The sequence below is a fragment of the Alloalcanivorax balearicus MACL04 genome, from assembly GCF_025532145.1.
Classification (GTDB): domain Bacteria; phylum Pseudomonadota; class Gammaproteobacteria; order Pseudomonadales; family Alcanivoracaceae; genus Alloalcanivorax; species Alloalcanivorax balearicus.
The window spans coordinates 134,094-151,063 of the sequence record NZ_ARXS01000008.1 but is presented as its reverse complement, the minus strand read 5'-3'; the positions used below and the strand labels follow the sequence as shown (position 1 = coordinate 151,063).

The following is a 16,970-nucleotide window of genomic DNA, read 5'->3' as shown; positions in this document are numbered from 1 at the left end:
AGTCGGAAAGGCTCCCGCCGCCTGGGCGGGAGCCGTCATCCAAGGTTTGGGTTAGAGCCGGCAGTCTTTGCCAAAATTGGCTTCGATAATGGCCCGGTCAGCGGCATCGGTGATGCCGTCGTGATTCAGGTCATACCAGCTGGACAGGCCGCGAGCCGCTTCGGTGTCGGCCCAGTAGGTCCACTCGTCCAGGTCCGTTTGGTCCACCACCAGATCGTCGTTGCCGTCGCCGGGGCAGTCAGTGGCGGTGGCCAGCAGGCGGTCCAGTTGGTCACGCAGCACTGTCAGGTTGGCCGCTTGTTCATCGCTTAGATCGCCCTCGCCATTGGCCAGTAGATCCGCGTCGGCGCGATCCAGTTTTGGCGACGGAATGGCTTGATCGATTTGGTAGAATTCTTCGCTGTCCACCAGCGCATCCAGTGCGCAATCCTGTCGGCTTATTCGCACCAGTTTGTAGTGATCATTGCGCAGCGTCCGTTGATCCCGTGGGAAAATATCCACTGGATTCTCGCCTTGCGAAATCAGTTGATCGTTCACCGCGCAGCAGGAGTCGAAGCCGCCGTTACCGTGTTCATCCGGTCCGTACCAGACTCCTCCCTGGTCCGCACACACTTCTTCTTGGGGGAAGATCTGCACACACGTATTGGCGGCGGGGATGACGCAAGGCGGTGGCGGCGTGGCAGCGATATTGGTGCCCTGCTCGCTGAAGTTGTAGTCGCGAATGCCCGAGTGGCCCGGTTCTTCCAGGTAGGGGAGTACGGGCTGTGCATCCCGTGGCAGCCAAGCCGGTAGGGCACTATCTTCGATACCGGCGATTTCCCGGAACAGGCTGAACAGGTCGGTAGTGTTGATCAGGTGTTCAACGTCACGGTCGGGGTTGGCGACGATCGATTCCGGCCCAACCACGACCAGGGGCACCCAGACGCCGCTTTGGTACAGAGACCCTTTGGCGCGCAACGGGTCGAATGGCAGCTTCACTGAGGGCATATAAGTGCCATTGTCGCTTACCAGCACCACGACAGTGTTGCTATCCGGATTGTATTGCAGGCTACCGTCCTCCAGTCTTTTGGCGATATGGGTTTCCTCCAACAGTCGTCCGATTTCATGATCCACCGCTTCCAGCATGTGTTGAGCGACGATGCGCTGCTGGGCAAAGTCGCCGATGTCGCCGGTGACGGGCAATCCCACCTCCGCCAGACCGTCCGCCACGGGGGTGCCACAGCCGAGCAGACTTGGGGTGGCGTCGGGGTGGGGCAGCAGTGAGGCCGGCGGGGGTTGCAACGGTGCATGCAGGGCGGAAAAGCCCACGGTCATCATCCAGGGGGTATCAGAGTGAAACGACTGCTTTTCGGCGATCCAGTCGATGGCATATTGCGCTTCCAGGGTGAGGCGATACCCCCGGGCGCGGGCGTCGGGAGCGCGCAGGGTTTCATTGCCGCCATCTTCATGGTTGATTTTCCATTCGCCCGTGTAATAGCCGTTCTGGGCATTGAAATCGAGTTCGGCGCGCCGCTCCTCGCTGGCCGTCAGGGTGCCGGGATCAAGAATGCCGCCCAGTTCCAGGCAGGAGCGTCCGGGGGTTGCGTTATCCTGGCCGGGCAGGTCAATTGCTGGGTCCATGGGGATCCAGGCGTGCCCGCTGGGATGGTTGTCCGGCAGGTAGCAGACGCCGAAATCGGCGCCATTGTCACCATCGGCGGCGGTGGTGGGAACGAAGCCACATTGATAGGTCCCCTCTGGCGCCACGCCACCAGCGGTGGTGTCGATGGGGTAGGGGGCGCCATCCAGATACCCGGCAAAATAATCCCAACCCAGCTCGCGCATGGCGTCATCGTGCAGCGGATGGTTGTCCGGGTTCAGGTCGGAACCGGTCAGGTGCATCTTGCCCACCAAGGCGCTGACGTAGCCCTTCTCCTCACGCAGAAGTTTGGGAATCGTCAAGGCATAGGGAGAGGGCTGCGAGTTCGCCAGGTCGGTGCTGACGATGGCGTTGCGTACTCTGCTGCGGAACGGATACTGGCCGTTGAAAAAAGTAGCTCGGGTTGGTGAGCAGGTGGGCATGGACCAGGTATTGCGGAAGCGTACCCCGGCCTTGGCGAGGGCGGCGGGGGGCGCGCCGCCGTAACCGAATGCTTCGAACTGATCGACGCCGGCATCGTCCACGACGATGAACAGAATGTTGGGCGGTAGCGGATCGTCGGGTGACCCCTCTCCTCCAGTCGACTGCGAACTGGAGTCAGAACCGCAGCCGCCGAGGGCCAGCATGCCGGCGAACAGCAAGATGTATGATTTCATTATTGATCTCCCCAAGTGGGTATGGATTTTCTTGTCATTCCAGTCTGTAATCGCGCTGCCTGTACCACTGGGTCATCCGGGTTGAGGTCCCGCAGCTCGTTCAGCAGACGGTCACGTTCCTCTCCGGCCGGCAGGTAACTGATCAATCCAAGACGTAGCGGACGGTTGGCCGGGTGTTGCCGTACCTGATCCCGAAGTAGTTGGAGTGCGCGTTCCCGCTCTCCGGTGTCGTGCAATGCCACTGCCAGTACCCAGGCGTACTGGCTGTTGTCGGGGGCCAGCCGGTGGGCCCGTTGCAGAGCCTGGATGCCGGTGCGAAGCTGTCGCGCGCGGATCCGAGCCAGCCCCAGAGCGTGTTGCAGATTGGCATCGTCGGGGTAGGTGCGCGCCTGTTCCTGAAGTAGAGGCAAACCGGCGCCGGGAGTTTGTTGGTCAAGCCACTGACCCAAGGCAATGGCGGCGGGGGAGAAGGCCGGACTACGCTCCAGGGCGGCGCGCAGATGAGGCGCTACCTGTTCATCCCGGCCCGTGGCCTGATACAGGTTGGCGAGATTGAAGTGCGTTTCGGCATTGGCCAGCAGGGACAGCTGAAGCTGTTCGTATTCCTCGAACAGACTGGCGTCGAGCCGGCTGCCGAGCATCAGCATCTGCTCGGCGGCGCTCACACGCACCGCGCGCACCGGGTCGTCCAGCAGGGTCCGCAGGCGCGGCGTGAGCTGCTCCGGTGGCAACAGGGCAGTAGCGCTGTCGATAGCCGCCCGGCGCACATTCGGGTGGGGATGGTCGAGGGCTTCAAACAACTGTCGTTGCGCTGCCGCGGAAGGGTAGTTGGGCAGTTCCGCCACCAGAGCGGCCCGGCGCAGGGCAGGCAAATCGTCTCGCGCCAGTTGGGCCAGTAGCGCGCGGGCGGCGCCGGGGCGTCCTGCCCGCGCCTTGAACAGTGTCCGCGCATAGCCGCTATCGCGAGGTTGGTGGTCGGGATACCACCGGCGGAAGGTGGTTATCAGTTCGTCGTCCTTTTTATCCGCGTGGCAGTCCATGCAGGCGTCGCTGTGTCCGAGCGCCCGCGCTTGCACCGGGTCCGGTGAACTGAAGCTGTGATCGTGGCGCAGGTCGTTGCCCATGTAGACCTTGCCGGGCATATGGCAATTGCGGCACTGAGCACCGGGGGAGCCGGGAGCATGGTGATGGTGATCGGGATTGCCATAGTCGCCGGCCTGCAGGCCGCTTCCATCCAGACCGGGGCGGATGGTCTGACCCTCGGGGTTGTGGCACTGGGTGCAAACCGCGTTTCCGGGAGCACGCAATTGGCCGCTGTGAGGGTTGTGGCAATCGCTGCACTCCACCCCGGCCTGCTGCATTCGGCTTTGCATGAAGGATCCGTGCTCGAACACTTCATCGAGAATTTTGCCGTCCACTTGATAAAGATCCGCGCTTAACTGGCTGACCAGGTAATTGTCGTCCAGGCGCTCGCCGTACACCGGGTGGCCCAGTGGCGTGCGACGGCTGTGGCATTGGGCACAGGTTTCCAGCTGCCGGGTTCCCGGCGTCAGCGAGAGGGGAAAGCCCTTGTCGGCGGGGCCGGTGTCGGAATGCCGTTCCGGGCCCCGTGCCCAGGTCAGGTGTTCCGAGGCCGGGCCGTGGCAGGCCTGGCAACCAACACCGAGATCCCGCCAGTGGCTGTCGAAGTGGTCGCGTTTGGCATCGTAGCCGAGCTGGAAACCGCTGGTGTGGCATTCGATACAGTGGGTGTTGGCGTTCTGGGTTGGCTGTGTCCAATGCAGTGGATGATGCGCGTCCGTCGCCTCCGGGTAGAGTGGAAACCAGCGTTCCCGTTCTGTGTCCCAGGCCATGCCCAGCGCCTGGAGTTGGCCGTTTTCCATTTCCAGGAGGTATTGCTGCAAGGGCGCCCAGCCGAAGGTATAGGCCACGCGAAACTCATCCGGTGTGCCATCGGCACTGGTGGCCCGCACATGAAATTCGTCATTTTCACGGAAAAAGTGGAGGCTTTCGGTATCGTGGCGCGGCCGCGCATTGTCAAAATCGCCACGCACACTGTCTTCCGTTGGCGGCAACATGGCCAGTTGGTGATGCGAGCCTTGCCAGTCCTCGAACTGTGGCTGATGGCATTGCCGGCACTGGCTTTCATCCACCCAGTGCATCTCGGTGGTGGAGGTGTGGGTCTGGTGGGAAGGGTGCCTTATCAACCCAACCAGTACCCCAACCATAAGAAGCACGGGCAAGCCCAACCACAAGCGTGGCAAACGACGAGCTCCGGGCCTATCGTTGCTTCCCTCGCGACTGGTCATGGTGATCCCCCCTGTTCTGGAAAAGGGTGACAGGCCGAGAGGGAGATCCCTATACCCTGTTTATGGTAGTCGTACTGGCTTTGGCAGGGTGTCGCCGTTCCGGCGGCGGTCAGGTAAGTGTGGATGAGCCGGGCAGGTGTGGCGGCAACAGCAGAGTCAGTCGTGTGCCTTGATCCAGGGGGGCGATTTCAATAACGCCGCCAAGCTGACGGATGCGACGTCGCATATTGGGTAAACCGGAACCTGAACGGTTCGGGTTGCGGGGAATGGGGACGCCATCGTTTTCCACTTGAATACGTGCGGCGCCGTCTTCGGCCTGATCCCCCTTCACTTGAATGAAGGAAGCATGACCGTGCTTGATCGCGTTGGTGATCGCTTCTTGCAGGATGCGCAGGACATTCAGCGCTTGTGACGGCGTCACCCCCTGTATCTCCGGCAGTTGTGCCATGGACCATTCCAGCCGGACCCCAATGCGTTTGAGTTGCCGCTCCAGGCGCTCGCGCAAGCCTGCGAGAGCGACCGGCAATTCCCGGTCCTGAATATCCAGTGAGTGGATCACCAGACGCAGGTCGTCGAGGGCTTCGCGCGCGGCGCGCTCCACCAGCTCGGACTTTTCTCGTTCAGACAGTGCGATGATCGAGGCCAGGTGCCCTGACAGACCGTCGTGTAAGTCCGACGTCAGTCGACGGCGCTCTTCACTGAGGGCTCGCTGAGCGGTTTTCCGGCGCTCATCCTGGTGCAGACGCTCCAGCTCCCGTTCCTGCTCGTTGAGGCGTTGCGTCAAATAGGCATTGGCGCCGTCCAGCTGGTTCAGACTGACACCGAGACGGCGCATCAGAATCATGGCGATACCGATCATCAGAGCGGGCCGATAGTACACGGAGAGAAGCACCGGACCGTCCAGCCGGGTCGTGATCACCGCGTAGTCATGGAAGGCCGCGAGCACCGCCAGCAGCAACGGTAGCAACAGTAGCCAGGCCTCGCTCAGATGCCTGGTCACGGCGGCCCAGGCGGTGATGACCAGGCTGGCCAGCAGCCCCAGGATATTGAGCGGCGCATTCACCAGCTTCACCAACTGGGGAGCAGGAACAACACCGCTGAGCGCCAACACGATACACGCCACCGGTACCAGCACCGCCGCCAGCTTCAGCCAGCGCGGTGGCGGGATGCCCGCGATCAGCAACACGATGATCACCTGGATGGCGGCGGCGGAGGAGCCAAGCATGTGCAGGTAGGGCATCACGGCGAGCAACTGAGGCAACAGATCGCGCATCATGCCCAGATAGAGATACATAGAGGTCGTCAACAGCAGGAACAGCCAGCCGAATAGCGCCTCCCGGGGCCGGTACAACCACAGCACCGCCACCACCAGCGCGATGAGTATCTGGCCAGCGGGAATCATGAGACGCAAATATTCGAGCAGGAACACCTGACCGCGGTAGTAGCGGGAAAGCTCGTTCGCATTGCCGACATAGACAGTGGACAGATAGGAGGGGACCAGGCTCAGGGATTGAACGTGGATGTCGACCGCATTGTCGCCGGGGCGCAGCAAGCCTCTGGGTAAAGGAACCAGAGCCGCGACACCGGATGCCATGCCCATCAGGGTGGTGCGATGCTGAGTGTCGGCGATCTCTTCCCCCGCCAGTTCAATGATGGCGCGCTGACTGACCGTCGGGATAAACAGGTTCGGAGCGGCGTTCTCTTCGCTCTGAAAGACGAACCGGTAATGTTCCCAACTGCCTGAGGGCCGGCGCGCTTGCGGCAGGGTGACCGGCTTCCAGTTCCCCCCTTCCAAGCGCAGCACTTCGTTGACGGCACCCTTCTCGGGAGCGGGCATTTTCAGCCATAGAGGCACACTCGCCAGTGCCAGCAGCAGCCCCCACAACGCCCCCAACCCCAGCTTGCGTATCACAATCGAATCAGACCCCTTCTCGACGCTTCGTAGACGGCTTCCGACCGGTTATTGGCGGCCAGTTTGCGGTAAATGTTTTTAATATGCACTGGCACGGTCTGACGGGAAATACTCAGCCACTCGGCTAATTCGGCATAGGTGAACCCCTTGGCGATGCCGCGCAATATCTCGGTTTCTCGTGGTGTGAGCGGTGGCCCCGACGGGCTCGGGGGCGGAGCCGTCATGCGCCGTACCAGAATGCGGGCGATGGACGAGGAAATCGGCGATCCCCCGGCGCGCAGTTCCTCGATGGATTCCACCAGTTCAAAGGGATCCGCGTCCTTGAGCAGATAGCCCACGGCCCCGGCTTCGATGGCGGCGAGCACCGTTTCGTCATCGGCCAGCACCGAGATCACCATGGCATCGGCATTCGGATACAGTTTGCTCAGCAGGTGAATCGCCTCGATGCCATGGCCATCCGGCAGGTTCAGATCGGTCATCAATAAATCCACCGGCTGTTGCCTGAGCAGGGCCAGTGTCTCGTCCAGAGTGGCACAAGCCGCCACCAACTCGCCGCCGGGCCAGTCTTCGAGAATCCGCGCGAAACGTTCTCGCAGCGGGGTGTCATCTTCCAGCAGCAGCACCCGGACAGGGTCGGTCCGCTCCAGGTCAGGGCTGGCAGGGGTGTCGGTCATGGAAAGCCGCCTTGTTGAATGAGTCAATCATCGCAATTGGAACCCGCTAATCACTATACCCAATTCATGGTATGCCGGTGCCGGACTTTGGCCGGCTTTCCCTCTGTCTACCCTGTTTATGGTATTTGCCTGCCCGCCGGGAAACGGGATGCTGTGCTCAAATTGTATGTGGCGGAAAACGCATTTTGGGGCGCGCCGGTGGACTGGGCGTGTTGTATCAGTGGTGGGGGCCGCGTGGCCTTTTTGCATGCGGCAACTGGATTTCCTGGAGAGACCCGGATGAAGAACAATATTAAAACGGATCGTTTCGTGGGCCGCTGGCTCGGCCCCGTGTGCCTGAGCCTGGCCATGATTCAGCTTATCGGCTGCGGCGGAGACAGCCACTCATCGGCCGCGGAGGAACCGGCGGAACAAACCCCTCCCAATTTCGTGCTGGTGGTGGTGGACGACATCGGCATTGATCAGTGGGCTCAGTTTGGTTATGGCGGCTATACGCCGGCCGCGACGCCAAGCATCGACGCCATCGCCGAGCAGGGGGTGCGCTTTGACAATCTCTGGGCGATGCCGGCCTGTTCCAACGGGCGCGCCGCCTTGTTCACGGGCCGCTATCCGTTCCGCACCCAGGTTTATACCGCCCTGGGCAATAACGACCTGGCGAATTACATGGTCAATCCCAGCGAAACGACATTGCCCAAGCTGCTCAAGCCGGTTGGCTACAAGAGTGCGCTGTTCGGCAAATACCACCTGGGGATTCAGGCCAACAACCCCTACGGTTTGGGCATGGCGCGGGACGCCACGGGCTTCGACTATTTCGAGGGCTGGCTGGATGAGACCGGCGACCCGTCGTCCATCGACACCACCGCCGGTGGGGTGGGAGAGGACGGAGACTATACGTGTGGTTTCGTGCCCGACTTGCGCGTCGCCCCCCTGAAAGGCGCCAACAGCGGCGCCTGCTGGATGCCTGACGGCGCCTGTGAGGTGATGAACACCGTGGCCACCACGCCCCAGGCGCCGGGCCGGGTGTGCCGGGATCAGGGTGGTATTTTCGATCCGCGTGAGAGCTGCGGGGCTTCGGTCCCGGATTACATCGATTTCAACCGCCTGAGTGGCCACTATGTCTCGCCACTGGTGATCAATCATGAAAACGGCGAAGTGGAAGCGGTGCCGCCGACGGATCCGCGTGCCCGCACCTATCGGGGCAGTCAGTTGATCGACGCCGCCGCGGATTGGGTCGACCGGCAAGATCAGCCCTGGATGGTGGCGCTGAGCTTTGCCACCAATCACACGCCCTTGATGCAGCCACCCAGTGCGACGCTTCCGGATAGCCCGGATGCCGGAGGTCTTGACTGCGCTTCCCTGATTGACCAGCGCACCTTGTCCAATCTGATGGAAGAATCCCTGGACCATGAACTGGGGCGCTTCCTGGTCAATATCGGGGTGGCGACCTACGGTGATGAGGGGCAATTGGTCTACGACGGCGACAGCAACACCTACGTGATCCTGGTCAGCGACAACGGCAGCCTGGGCACCACGGTGAAAGTGCCCTTCGACGTGACCCGCGCCAAGTCCACCGCCTACCAAACCGGGGTCTGGAACCCTGGCCTGGTGGTCGGACCGGGTATTGCCGAGCCGGGCCGCGCAGTAGATGCCATGGTCAATATCGTCGACCTTTATCAACTTGTTGGGGAGTTGGCGGGGATTGCGGATGTCCACACCGAGGTATCGCGTCCTTTGGATTCCCAGCCGCTCAAACCTTATCTGGACAACCCCAGGCAAGCGCCGATCCGCACCAGTAATTACACGGAAATCGGCACTAATCACCACGCCAATGGCGGCATGAACAGCCCCTGCGTATTCAGTAACGGCTCCACCTGTAGTCAGATTACTCCGGATGCGGGCGTCTGCCACGACAACGGCGGCCTCTGGTTCGGCGAAAACCCGGACGACGCCAGCGCGCCGGCGCAGGGCTTTGGCAAATGCTGCGAACTGGCCACCTGGCAGCAACACACGGGTAAGACGGTAGTCGACAATATCTATCCCAAGGCCGCCTATGCAGTGCGCAATGAGCGCTTCAAGCTGGTGCGCAATGTCTATGACGATTACGACGAAACACTCTACGACGCGGACCTCTACGATCCGGCGAGCCCGGCGGCGAATACCGCCTGCGTGAACGACACTGTGGTCGATGAGCTCTATGTGATCGATCAGAACACCTCCGAACCCACCCTCGATACCGAGGAGCGCGACCTGCTGGCCGCTGGCGAGGCCGCACTCAACGAGGAGCAGGCCGGGAACTACCAGGTGTTGAGAACCGAACTGGCGGACCTGCTTGCTTCCAAGGCTTCCTGCACCGGTGATATCAATCTCGATGGCCAGGTTGATCAGGCCGATGTGGCGGAGTGGCAACGCTACAGGTCGCTGACCGACGGCTCCAGCTGGGCGGATATCAATCAGGATGGCGTGACCGACGATACCGACAAGCAACTGATCGAAGCCGCTTTCGGTACCTGCTTCAGGGGCTGACAGCCTGTTTGAACGGGGACAATGTATCCGAGGGGCGATGTACCTATTGCGTGAGAGATAGATGACATTGCCGATATACCCGGCTCGCTGGCCCTGGAAGCGGGAATACCCATGGTATTCCGCCCCAGGGCTGCGCCGATTATCCCTTCTGGCAGCGCATCATCGGCAGGAGGCTACACCTGCTCAAGCCCCAGATCGGCCAGTACTGTGGCCGCAAGTTTCCGCTGCTCGCTTGTCGGTTTCTGCTTCCAGTACAAACCCACCTGTCTGGCACCATTGTCCTGGCAAGTCACTTTCTCCAAGGTCTCGATGGAGGAGAGTGCGTGACTAACCTGATGCTCGGTGGCCATTTGCTTGAGTTTATAGCGAGCGATTTTCCCCACGGGAGTGAGTGGCATTTCCTCAAGGATAAAGGCGTGTTTTGGCCGGGCAGGCGGCTCGGCGATGCGCTCACCCGTATGCGCGATGAGTTCCTTGGGGCTGACCTGCGCTCCCGGTGTCAGCGCGACATACAAAACCGGGAGTTCACCCGCATAGGCATCGGGCATGGCGACCGCGGCGGCCTGAGCCACGGCCGGATGTTCCATGGCCACTTCTTCAATCAGTAGCGGGTCGATATTGTGTCCGCTACGGATGATGATTTCCTTGCTGCGGCCAACCAATCGCAGGTCGCCTTCCTCGGTGACTTCACCAAGATCCCCGGTGCTGATCCAGCCATCGGCCGGGCCGCCCTGAATACCGTCGTTGGTGCGGTAGCCGAGAAAGACATTCGGACCGGACACGAACACTTCACCGGTGTCGCCGGGTTGGAAGCTGCCGTTCGGGCCGCCAATCGCCACCTTCATCATGGGGATGGGCCTGCCGCCGAGGATCGGGTGATAACTTCCATCAGCGCTTTGAGCGGTGGTGATGCCGGCGGTTTCAGTCTGGCCATAAAGCTGGCACACCGGTTTGCCGCTGACTTCTTCCACCTTCCGCTTCAATTCGGCGGGCAGTGGTGAGCCGCCGGTTACGAACCCTCGTAATGTACTCAGTGTCGAGCCGGCACGTGGGCTGGATACCATCGCCGAGAGCATGGTCGGTACTCCGCCGACAAGGGTCGCCCGGGTCTCGTCCACCAAAGGCCAGAAGCGGCTGATGACTTCTGGATTGCGTAGGCCCAGGGCTGTAGGAAACATCAGCGTGACGCCGGCCGCGATGCCGGAAAGCAGCATGTCGACGGAACCGCCAACGTGAAACAGAGGCAGCCCGGTAAGAATGCGGTCGTTCTTCCGCCAGCCAAGCGCCGAGGCGGCCATGATAGCGCCGGCCGCCAGATTGCGCTGCGTCAGTTCGGCAAGTTTGGGGGCGCCGGTGGTGCCGCCAGTATGAACCAGCGCCGCCGGTGCCGCGGGAAAATCCTCAACAGGCGAATCAGTATTGCCGTCTGCAAGCAGCTGTGCCCAGGAAAACGAAGCTGAGGTCGGCTCGCCCAGAGCCACCTCGATCAGGTTGATCTCGCTATCCAGTAACTCGATGGCGGCGCCGACCCGCTCGTGGACGTCCAGGGCGGGGTGAGGGCCCATGACAATGATCTCTCTGGCCCGGGCCAGTTTGAACTGGGCGGCCATCGCTTCCGGAGACAGCAACAGATTCACCGGGAAGGCGACGCCCACGGTCAGGGCGGCAATCAGGCTGGATACCGCCTGAGGAACCAGTGGCAGCAGTATGGCGATGCCGTCATCCTGACTGACGCCTCGCGCTTTCAATGCTCGACAAAGGGTCTCTACTTCCTCGAGTAATTGACCATAAGTGAATGTCACGGGGTGCTGGTCGTTGGCATCGCGCAGATAGACCAGCGCCGGATGATCCGGACGCCGGGTAACGGTTCGGCGCAACAGTGCCAGCGGGCTGGGAGCCTGTTCAAGCAGTTTGGCGGCCTCAATGTCGTCATGAGGAATGGCCTGGCTCATCGATTCGTCTCCTGTTTCTTTATTTTCAAATGAGGATGGATTGCCAACCCGCCCGAACTGAGACGAAAAGAGCTTTCGGTGACGATGCTCAGGTTTCCAGTGATTTTTTGATCACTTCAACCCATAACGAAATCATTCGCCATCGGTATTCGGGCCGTTTTCTCAGGATGTCGGAAAAGGCCACGCCTCTGAGGAACTCCACGCTCAGATCCGCCAGAAGCTGATAATTTTCGTGCTTCTTCCAGCATTCAAGGAGCTTCCCGACCACCCGGTCCAGATCAAAGCGGGCAGCTTTTTCCGCCTGGTAGAGGGCGTCGCGTAATTCCTGATCGTTTCGTGAGATCGCCCACAGCTCCATTTCAGCCAGATACGAGGGACGGGCCATGTTGTCGCTCAATGCGATCAGCGCTTTTTCCACGTCCTCGGCCGGGTCCGAGCAGCTCAGAAAGGATTCATTGATCTGCTGCTCGTTCATCCGCACCAGCCTCTCGATGGTGGAGGCGAGTAATTCCGCTCTGCTCGGGAAGTGATAGAGCAGAGCCCCACGACTCACGTTCGCCCTTTTCTGAACCGCCACCGTTGTGGTTCTTGCCACGCCTTCGTCGATCAGCAATGCCACCGCCGCGTCGGTAATCCGATCCTTCAAGGAAGGGGAAGGCCGTGCTTTGGACGTTGAGCTCTTCATTGAGTTTGCACTCCGAAATCCAGGGTGATACTTTGCAGTCAGTCATGACTGACTGTCAAGAAGTCGAAAACCCCCTTATTGGAGAGAATCATGCTGGAATTGACAACCGTCCGGATTTCCCAGGATGAGAAAAACCCGAGAATCGCCAGGCTGCTCCTCAATCGTCCGGAGAAACTCAATGCCATCATCGATGAAACCGGTGACGATATTCGGCGCGCGGTAAGGTGGGCGGAAGACAATGACCAGGTCCACGTGATTGTCGTTGAAGGCGCCGGTAAGGGGTTTTGTGGCGGTTACGATCTGACCTACTACGCTGAATCACAAAGAGAGAATCCCTGTCAGCAGGAAGCTACTCCTTGGGATCCGATGGTCGACTACGCCCATATGAAGCGGAACACCGAGGATTTCATGAGCCTTTGGCGGTCCCGTAAACCCACGATTGCCAAGATTCATGGCGCCGCCGCCGCCGGCGGAAGCGATATCGCTCTGTGCTGCGATTTGATGATCATGGCCGAGAACGCACGTATCGGTTACATGCCGACCCGGGTTTGGGGATGTCCGACGACCGCCATGTGGACGTATCGGCTTGGGCCTGTCCGGGCCAAGCAGATGATGTTCACCGGGGATCTGATTTCCGGCAAGCAGGCTGGTGAATGGGGCCTGGCCAACTATGTGGTGCCGGAGGAGGAACTGGACGCCAAGACCATGGAAGTGGCGGGGCGCATTGCCGGGGTGCCAAGCAGCCATCTGAGCATGCACAAACTGGTGGTGAATCAGGTCATGCTGACCATGGGCCTGGAGCAGACCCAGATGCTGGCCACGGTGTTCGATGGCATCACCCGACACAATCCGGAAGGTCTCTGGTTCCGCCGTTATGCTCAGACCGAAGGGTTCAAGGCGGCCATCGAATGGCGTGACAGCGGCCGCGACATTCCTGAAGGCGATGAAGCGCGCCGCAAGATCGCCGAGCTGGAACAAAAGTTGAAGGAACTCAAGGGAGAGTGAGTCTCTCTGTCTGGCTGCTTCCCGGGTCCGACGAAGGGTGCGGCCAGGTCTGCATGGCATGGAGCCGGCTCACTGTTCTCTGAAAGGGCAAGATCAGATGCCCTTCCGTGTAGAGAGAATCCAGCGATACATCGGCGTGCACGTAGAGGGGGCAGCCACGGTCATAACATTCGTCCACCAGGGCGATCAACCGTCGGACGGCGTCGTCGTGCCTGGACAGGGCCGGCAGCGCCCGATCGCCGGCGGCGACCTGGCTGGCGGCGTCCTCGGTGCCGCGGGCGATACGAGACGCCCTCGGCGTGCCGCCCAGGGCCGGCACATGGCTGAGAAAAAGCGCCTGAAAATGGTCGCAAAGCGCCATGTAATCAGAACTGGATCGGGGTGTTTCACAGAGTTGAGCGAAGGTGGACCAGAGTGCGTGTTTCCCACGCCGGACCACCGGCAAGAGGCGCCGCTCTAATGTCCAGGGGGCGTCGGTAGCCGATTCTCCCGTTTCGAGATACTCCAGGAAAGCGCCTTCCAGCGGCTTGCGATCCATGACCCAGTATCGGGAAAAGGCGCCGCCATCGCGGAGCCGGTGGTCCTGCCCGCCGTCCACCCGGAGCACCTTGAGATGTTGCTGTAGTGCGCTGACAGCGGGGGCGAAGCGGTCATAGTTAAAACCATCCTGATACAGATGTTCCGGTGCGCAGTTGGACGTGATGATCAGCGTCAGTCCGGCGTCGATGAGCGTTTCAAATAGCGGCCCCAGCAGCATGGCGTCACCGATATCGCTGACGAACAGCTCGTCGAAGCAGAGCACGCGCAGTTCACCGGCCAGCTCCCTCGCCAAGTGGCGAAGCGGATCGCCGTGGCCAGTTAATTGGAACAAGCGTCGATGCACCCATTGCATGAAATGGTGGAAATGCTGGCGGCGGACCGGGACCGAAAGACTGTGATGAAACTGGTCCATGAGCCAGGTTTTGCCACGGCCCACCGGTCCCCAAAGATAGAGCCCGGCGGGGCGTTCGCCCCGTTTCAAAGCGTCAAAACACTGTTGCAGCGCGATCACGGCCTGTTCCTGGCCGGAGTCCATGGTGAAGCCATCCTTCAAGGCCTGGCGGTAGAGTGTCAGAGGGCCGGACTGGGGCATGGCGGTCACTGCCGAGGGTGGAAAGAGTTTGCTTGAGGTGAGCGGGAAATACGGTGTCGGCGGAACCACGGAAAGTCAAGCACCTGGCTGCGGCGGGGCGAACTTGATTTATGTTAAAGATGTACATAATATACCTCTTTATAAGATGTATTTTTAATGTACCTTAAGGAGGTGCCATGCTGTCAGCGGCCCAGATGGAGATCATCAAACAAACCGTTCCCGTGTTGGAGGACCATGGTGAGGTGCTGACGCGCCACTTTTATCAACGGATGTTCCGGGAAAACCCGGAGGTGCTGGCGTTCTTCAATCCGGCCCATCAGCATGCGGGAACCCAACAGCGCGCGCTGGCGGCCGCCATATGCGCCTACGCACGGAACATCGAAAACCCGGCCATGCTGGCGGGAGCGGTGGAACTGATCGCCCAGAAGCATGTCTCTCTGGGCATCCAGGCCGAGCATTATCCGATCGTGGGAGAGAACCTGCTGGCGTCGATCCGGGAAGTGTTGGGCGAAGCGGCCACGGATGAGATCATTGATGCGTGGGCGGCGGCTTACGGGGCATTGGCGGATCTCTTTATTCAACGCGAAGGTGAGATTTACCGCCACCAGACCGAGGTCCATGGCTGGCAAGGCTTCAAGCGGTTCGTCGTCCGGCAACGGGAAGCTGCCAGCGACAATATCGTTTCCTTGTATCTGGTCCCTGAAGACGGCCAACCTTTACAACCCCATCAGCCCGGTCAGTACGTGACGTTGCGTGTCACGCCTGAAAACGGTGTGCCGGTGATGCGCAACTATAGTTTGTCCAACCGGCCGGGCTCGGAGCACTACCGGATCAGCGTGAAGCGGGAGCTGGCCTGTGACGCCGGGGCCCCGGACGGTGTTTGCTCCAACTATTTGCATGACCGAATCGCGCAAGGCGATGTGGTGGAACTGGCGCCGCCCTGCGGTGAGTTTGTGTTGACCCCCGTCGCGGAGGCCGGCAAGCCGCTGGTCCTGATTGCCGGCGGTGTCGGTATCACGCCGATCCTGTCCATGCTCTATGCGGCTTTGGAGCAGCAGCCTGACCGGGAAGTGATCTTTATTCAGTGCGCCCTTAACGGAGCGGTGCGTCCGTTCGAGCGGGAACTGGCCACGCTGCGCGAGGAGTATCCCAATCTGACCGTCCATGTACGCTTCAGCGAGGCTACTGATGAGGACCGTATCCGGGCGCTTCATGACAGTGAGGGCCTGCTGGATTCCGCTCTGCTGGATCAACTGATCGGAGACCAGGACGCGGAATTCTACCTATGCGGCCCGGCGCCAATGCTGAAGCACGGTTGGCGGCTGCTGAAGCAGCGCGCCGTGGAGGACGCCGACATCCATTTCGAGTTCTTCGGACCCGCCGGGGACCTTGCCGCTTAGCGAGCCCGAAGGCCGCCGGTTGAGATCGGGGGCGGAAAGCGCGGAAAATAAACCTGTCCGTTGCAAGCGCCCCGCCGGATACTTAGGCTTGGCGGTCTGTTTCACCGGGAGATCCGAAAATGGCATTCAAGGTTTATGTGGACGGTCAGGAAGGCACCACCGGTTTGCGTCTGTTCGAGTACCTGGAAGGGCGCACGGACATCGAGTTGCTGCGCATTGACAGCGCGCTGCGCAAGGATCCGGACGAGCGCGCCCGGCTGCTGAACGCCGCTGACGTGGCCTTTCTGTGCCTGCCGGATGCCGCCTCGCGGGAAGCGGCGGCCATGGTGGATAACCCGGACACCTGCCTGATCGACGCCAGCACCGCGTTCCGGGTAGCCGACGACTGGGTCTATGGACTGCCGGAACTGGAAGCCGGGCAGCGTGACCGCATCCGTGCCAGCAAGCGCATCGCCAACGTGGGCTGCCACGCCAGTGCCTTTATTCTGGCGGTGCGGCCGCTGGTGGATGCGGGTCTGCTGCCCGCGGATTACCCGCTCAGCGCCACCTCCCTGACCGGCTACAGCGGCGGCGGCAAGAGCATGATCGCCGACTACGAAGCCGATAGCGAGGGCCGCCTGCGGGCGCCGCGCGCCTACGCCCTCGGCCTGGAGCACAAGCATCTGCCGGAAATGCAGCGCTACACCGGCCTGGCCCGGGCTCCGATCTTCGTCCCCACCGTGGGCCCCTTCCTCAAAGGGCTGGCGGTGACCGTGCCGCTGCAAATGTCCCACCTGAAACCGGGCACCGACGTTGGCCAGCTCTATGAGGCCTTGCGGCACCGGTACGCCGACGAGCCGTTCATCCGCGTCCACGCCCCGGACGATCCCGCCGGCCTCAACGGCGGTTTCTTCGACGTTCAGGGCAGTAACGACACCAACCGGGTGGATCTGTTCCTGTTCGGTAACGGCGAGCGCCAGTGCGTGATCGCGCGGCTGGATAACCTGGGCAAGGGCGCCGCCGGCGCCGCGGTGCAGAACATGAACGTCCATCTCGGCATTGACGAAACCACGGGACTTACCGCGGACTGAGCCACGCGTCCGG

General features: G+C 61.1%; 11 protein-coding genes. 4 read left to right on the top strand and 7 right to left on the bottom strand.

Annotated features, from left to right (window positions below):
- Positions 1–51: 51 nt before the first annotated feature.
- The 4 genes from MA04_RS09265 to MA04_RS09250 form a co-directional block, all read right to left on the bottom strand.
- Positions 52–2,295 carry a sulfatase-like hydrolase/transferase gene (locus tag MA04_RS09265; RefSeq protein WP_262460206.1) on the bottom strand — a complete coding sequence of 748 codons (2,244 nt, stop codon included), beginning with the start codon at positions 2,293–2,295 and terminating at the stop codon, positions 52–54.
- Positions 2,295–4,523 carry a tetratricopeptide repeat protein gene (locus tag MA04_RS09260; RefSeq protein WP_262460212.1) on the bottom strand — a complete coding sequence of 743 codons (2,229 nt, stop codon included), beginning with the start codon at positions 4,521–4,523 and terminating at the stop codon, positions 2,295–2,297. Before MA04_RS09260 ends, MA04_RS09265 begins: the two co-directional genes overlap by 1 nt.
- A 190-nt stretch (positions 4,524–4,713) precedes the next feature.
- Complete coding sequence (locus MA04_RS09255) at positions 4,714–6,516, bottom strand: sensor histidine kinase (protein ID WP_262460205.1); 1,803 nt, start codon at positions 6,514–6,516, stop codon at positions 4,714–4,716.
- A complete protein-coding gene (locus tag MA04_RS09250) occupies positions 6,513–7,190 on the bottom strand; it encodes a response regulator (RefSeq protein ID WP_063140540.1) in 678 nt (225 codons plus the stop codon). The genes MA04_RS09255 and MA04_RS09250 overlap by 4 nt, the downstream gene beginning before the upstream one ends.
- A 279-nt stretch (positions 7,191–7,469) precedes the next feature.
- Here MA04_RS09250 and MA04_RS09245 point away from each other — a divergent pair, with 279 nt between their 5' ends.
- On the top strand, positions 7,470–9,713 hold the full coding sequence (locus tag MA04_RS09245) for a sulfatase-like hydrolase/transferase (protein WP_262460204.1): 2,244 nt from the start codon (positions 7,470–7,472) through the stop codon (positions 9,711–9,713).
- Between the two features lie 173 nt (positions 9,714–9,886).
- Here the strand turns inward: MA04_RS09245 and MA04_RS09240 are convergent, their stop codons facing one another.
- Together MA04_RS09240 and MA04_RS09235 are read right to left on the bottom strand one after the other, a co-directional pair.
- Positions 9,887–11,665 (bottom strand): AMP-binding protein, encoded by a 1,779-nt coding sequence (locus tag MA04_RS09240; RefSeq protein WP_262460203.1) that lies wholly within the window; start codon positions 11,663–11,665, stop codon positions 9,887–9,889.
- Positions 11,666–11,753: 88 nt separating this feature from the next.
- Positions 11,754–12,350: a TetR/AcrR family transcriptional regulator gene (locus MA04_RS09235; RefSeq protein WP_163127259.1), complete on the bottom strand. Its 597-nt coding sequence runs from the start codon at positions 12,348–12,350 to the stop codon at positions 11,754–11,756.
- 90 nt (positions 12,351–12,440) lie between these two features.
- Between MA04_RS09235 and MA04_RS09230 the strand changes: the two genes are divergently transcribed.
- Positions 12,441–13,355 carry a crotonase/enoyl-CoA hydratase family protein gene (locus MA04_RS09230; protein WP_163127260.1) on the top strand — a complete coding sequence of 305 codons (915 nt, stop codon included), beginning with the start codon at positions 12,441–12,443 and terminating at the stop codon, positions 13,353–13,355.
- Here MA04_RS09230 and zapE read toward each other — a convergent pair.
- Positions 13,342–14,487, bottom strand: a complete 1,146-nt coding sequence (gene zapE / locus MA04_RS09225) for a cell division protein ZapE (RefSeq protein WP_262460202.1) — start codon at positions 14,485–14,487, stop codon at positions 13,342–13,344. The two genes, MA04_RS09230 and zapE, sit on opposite strands and share 14 nt — an antisense overlap.
- A 176-nt stretch (positions 14,488–14,663) precedes the next feature.
- Here zapE and hmpA point away from each other — a divergent pair, with 176 nt between their 5' ends.
- Positions 14,664–15,887, top strand: coding sequence for an NO-inducible flavohemoprotein (gene hmpA, locus MA04_RS09220; RefSeq protein WP_262460201.1), 1,224 nt, complete (start codon positions 14,664–14,666; stop codon positions 15,885–15,887).
- A 119-nt stretch (positions 15,888–16,006) separates the two neighbouring features.
- Positions 16,007–16,957, top strand: coding sequence for an N-acetyl-gamma-glutamyl-phosphate reductase (argC, locus tag MA04_RS09215; protein ID WP_262460200.1), 951 nt, complete (start codon positions 16,007–16,009; stop codon positions 16,955–16,957).
- Positions 16,958–16,970 lie beyond the last annotated feature (13 nt).

Bases quoted from the DNA above. Each gene is read 5' to 3' on its own strand.
- MA04_RS09230 (WP_163127260.1), top strand. From the start codon at position 12,441: ATGCTGGAATTGACAACCGTCCGGATTTCCCAGGATGAGAAAAACCCG.
- argC (WP_262460200.1), top strand. From the start codon at position 16,007: ATGGCATTCAAGGTTTATGTGGACGGTCAGGAAGGCACCACCGGTTTG.
- hmpA (WP_262460201.1), top strand. From the start codon at position 14,664: ATGCTGTCAGCGGCCCAGATGGAGATCATCAAACAAACCGTTCCCGTG.
- MA04_RS09240 (WP_262460203.1), bottom strand. From the start codon at position 11,665: ATGAGCCAGGCCATTCCTCATGACGACATTGAGGCCGCCAAACTGCTT.
- MA04_RS09250 (WP_063140540.1), bottom strand. From the start codon at position 7,190: ATGACCGACACCCCTGCCAGCCCTGACCTGGAGCGGACCGACCCTGTC.
- MA04_RS09245 (WP_262460204.1), top strand. From the start codon at position 7,470: ATGAAGAACAATATTAAAACGGATCGTTTCGTGGGCCGCTGGCTCGGC.
- MA04_RS09260 (WP_262460212.1), bottom strand. From the start codon at position 4,523: ATGGTTGGGGTACTGGTTGGGTTGATAAGGCACCCTTCCCACCAGACC.
- zapE (WP_262460202.1), bottom strand. From the start codon at position 14,487: ATGCCCCAGTCCGGCCCTCTGACACTCTACCGCCAGGCCTTGAAGGAT.
- MA04_RS09265 (WP_262460206.1), bottom strand. From the start codon at position 2,295: ATGAAATCATACATCTTGCTGTTCGCCGGCATGCTGGCCCTCGGCGGC.
- MA04_RS09235 (WP_163127259.1), bottom strand. From the start codon at position 12,350: ATGAAGAGCTCAACGTCCAAAGCACGGCCTTCCCCTTCCTTGAAGGAT.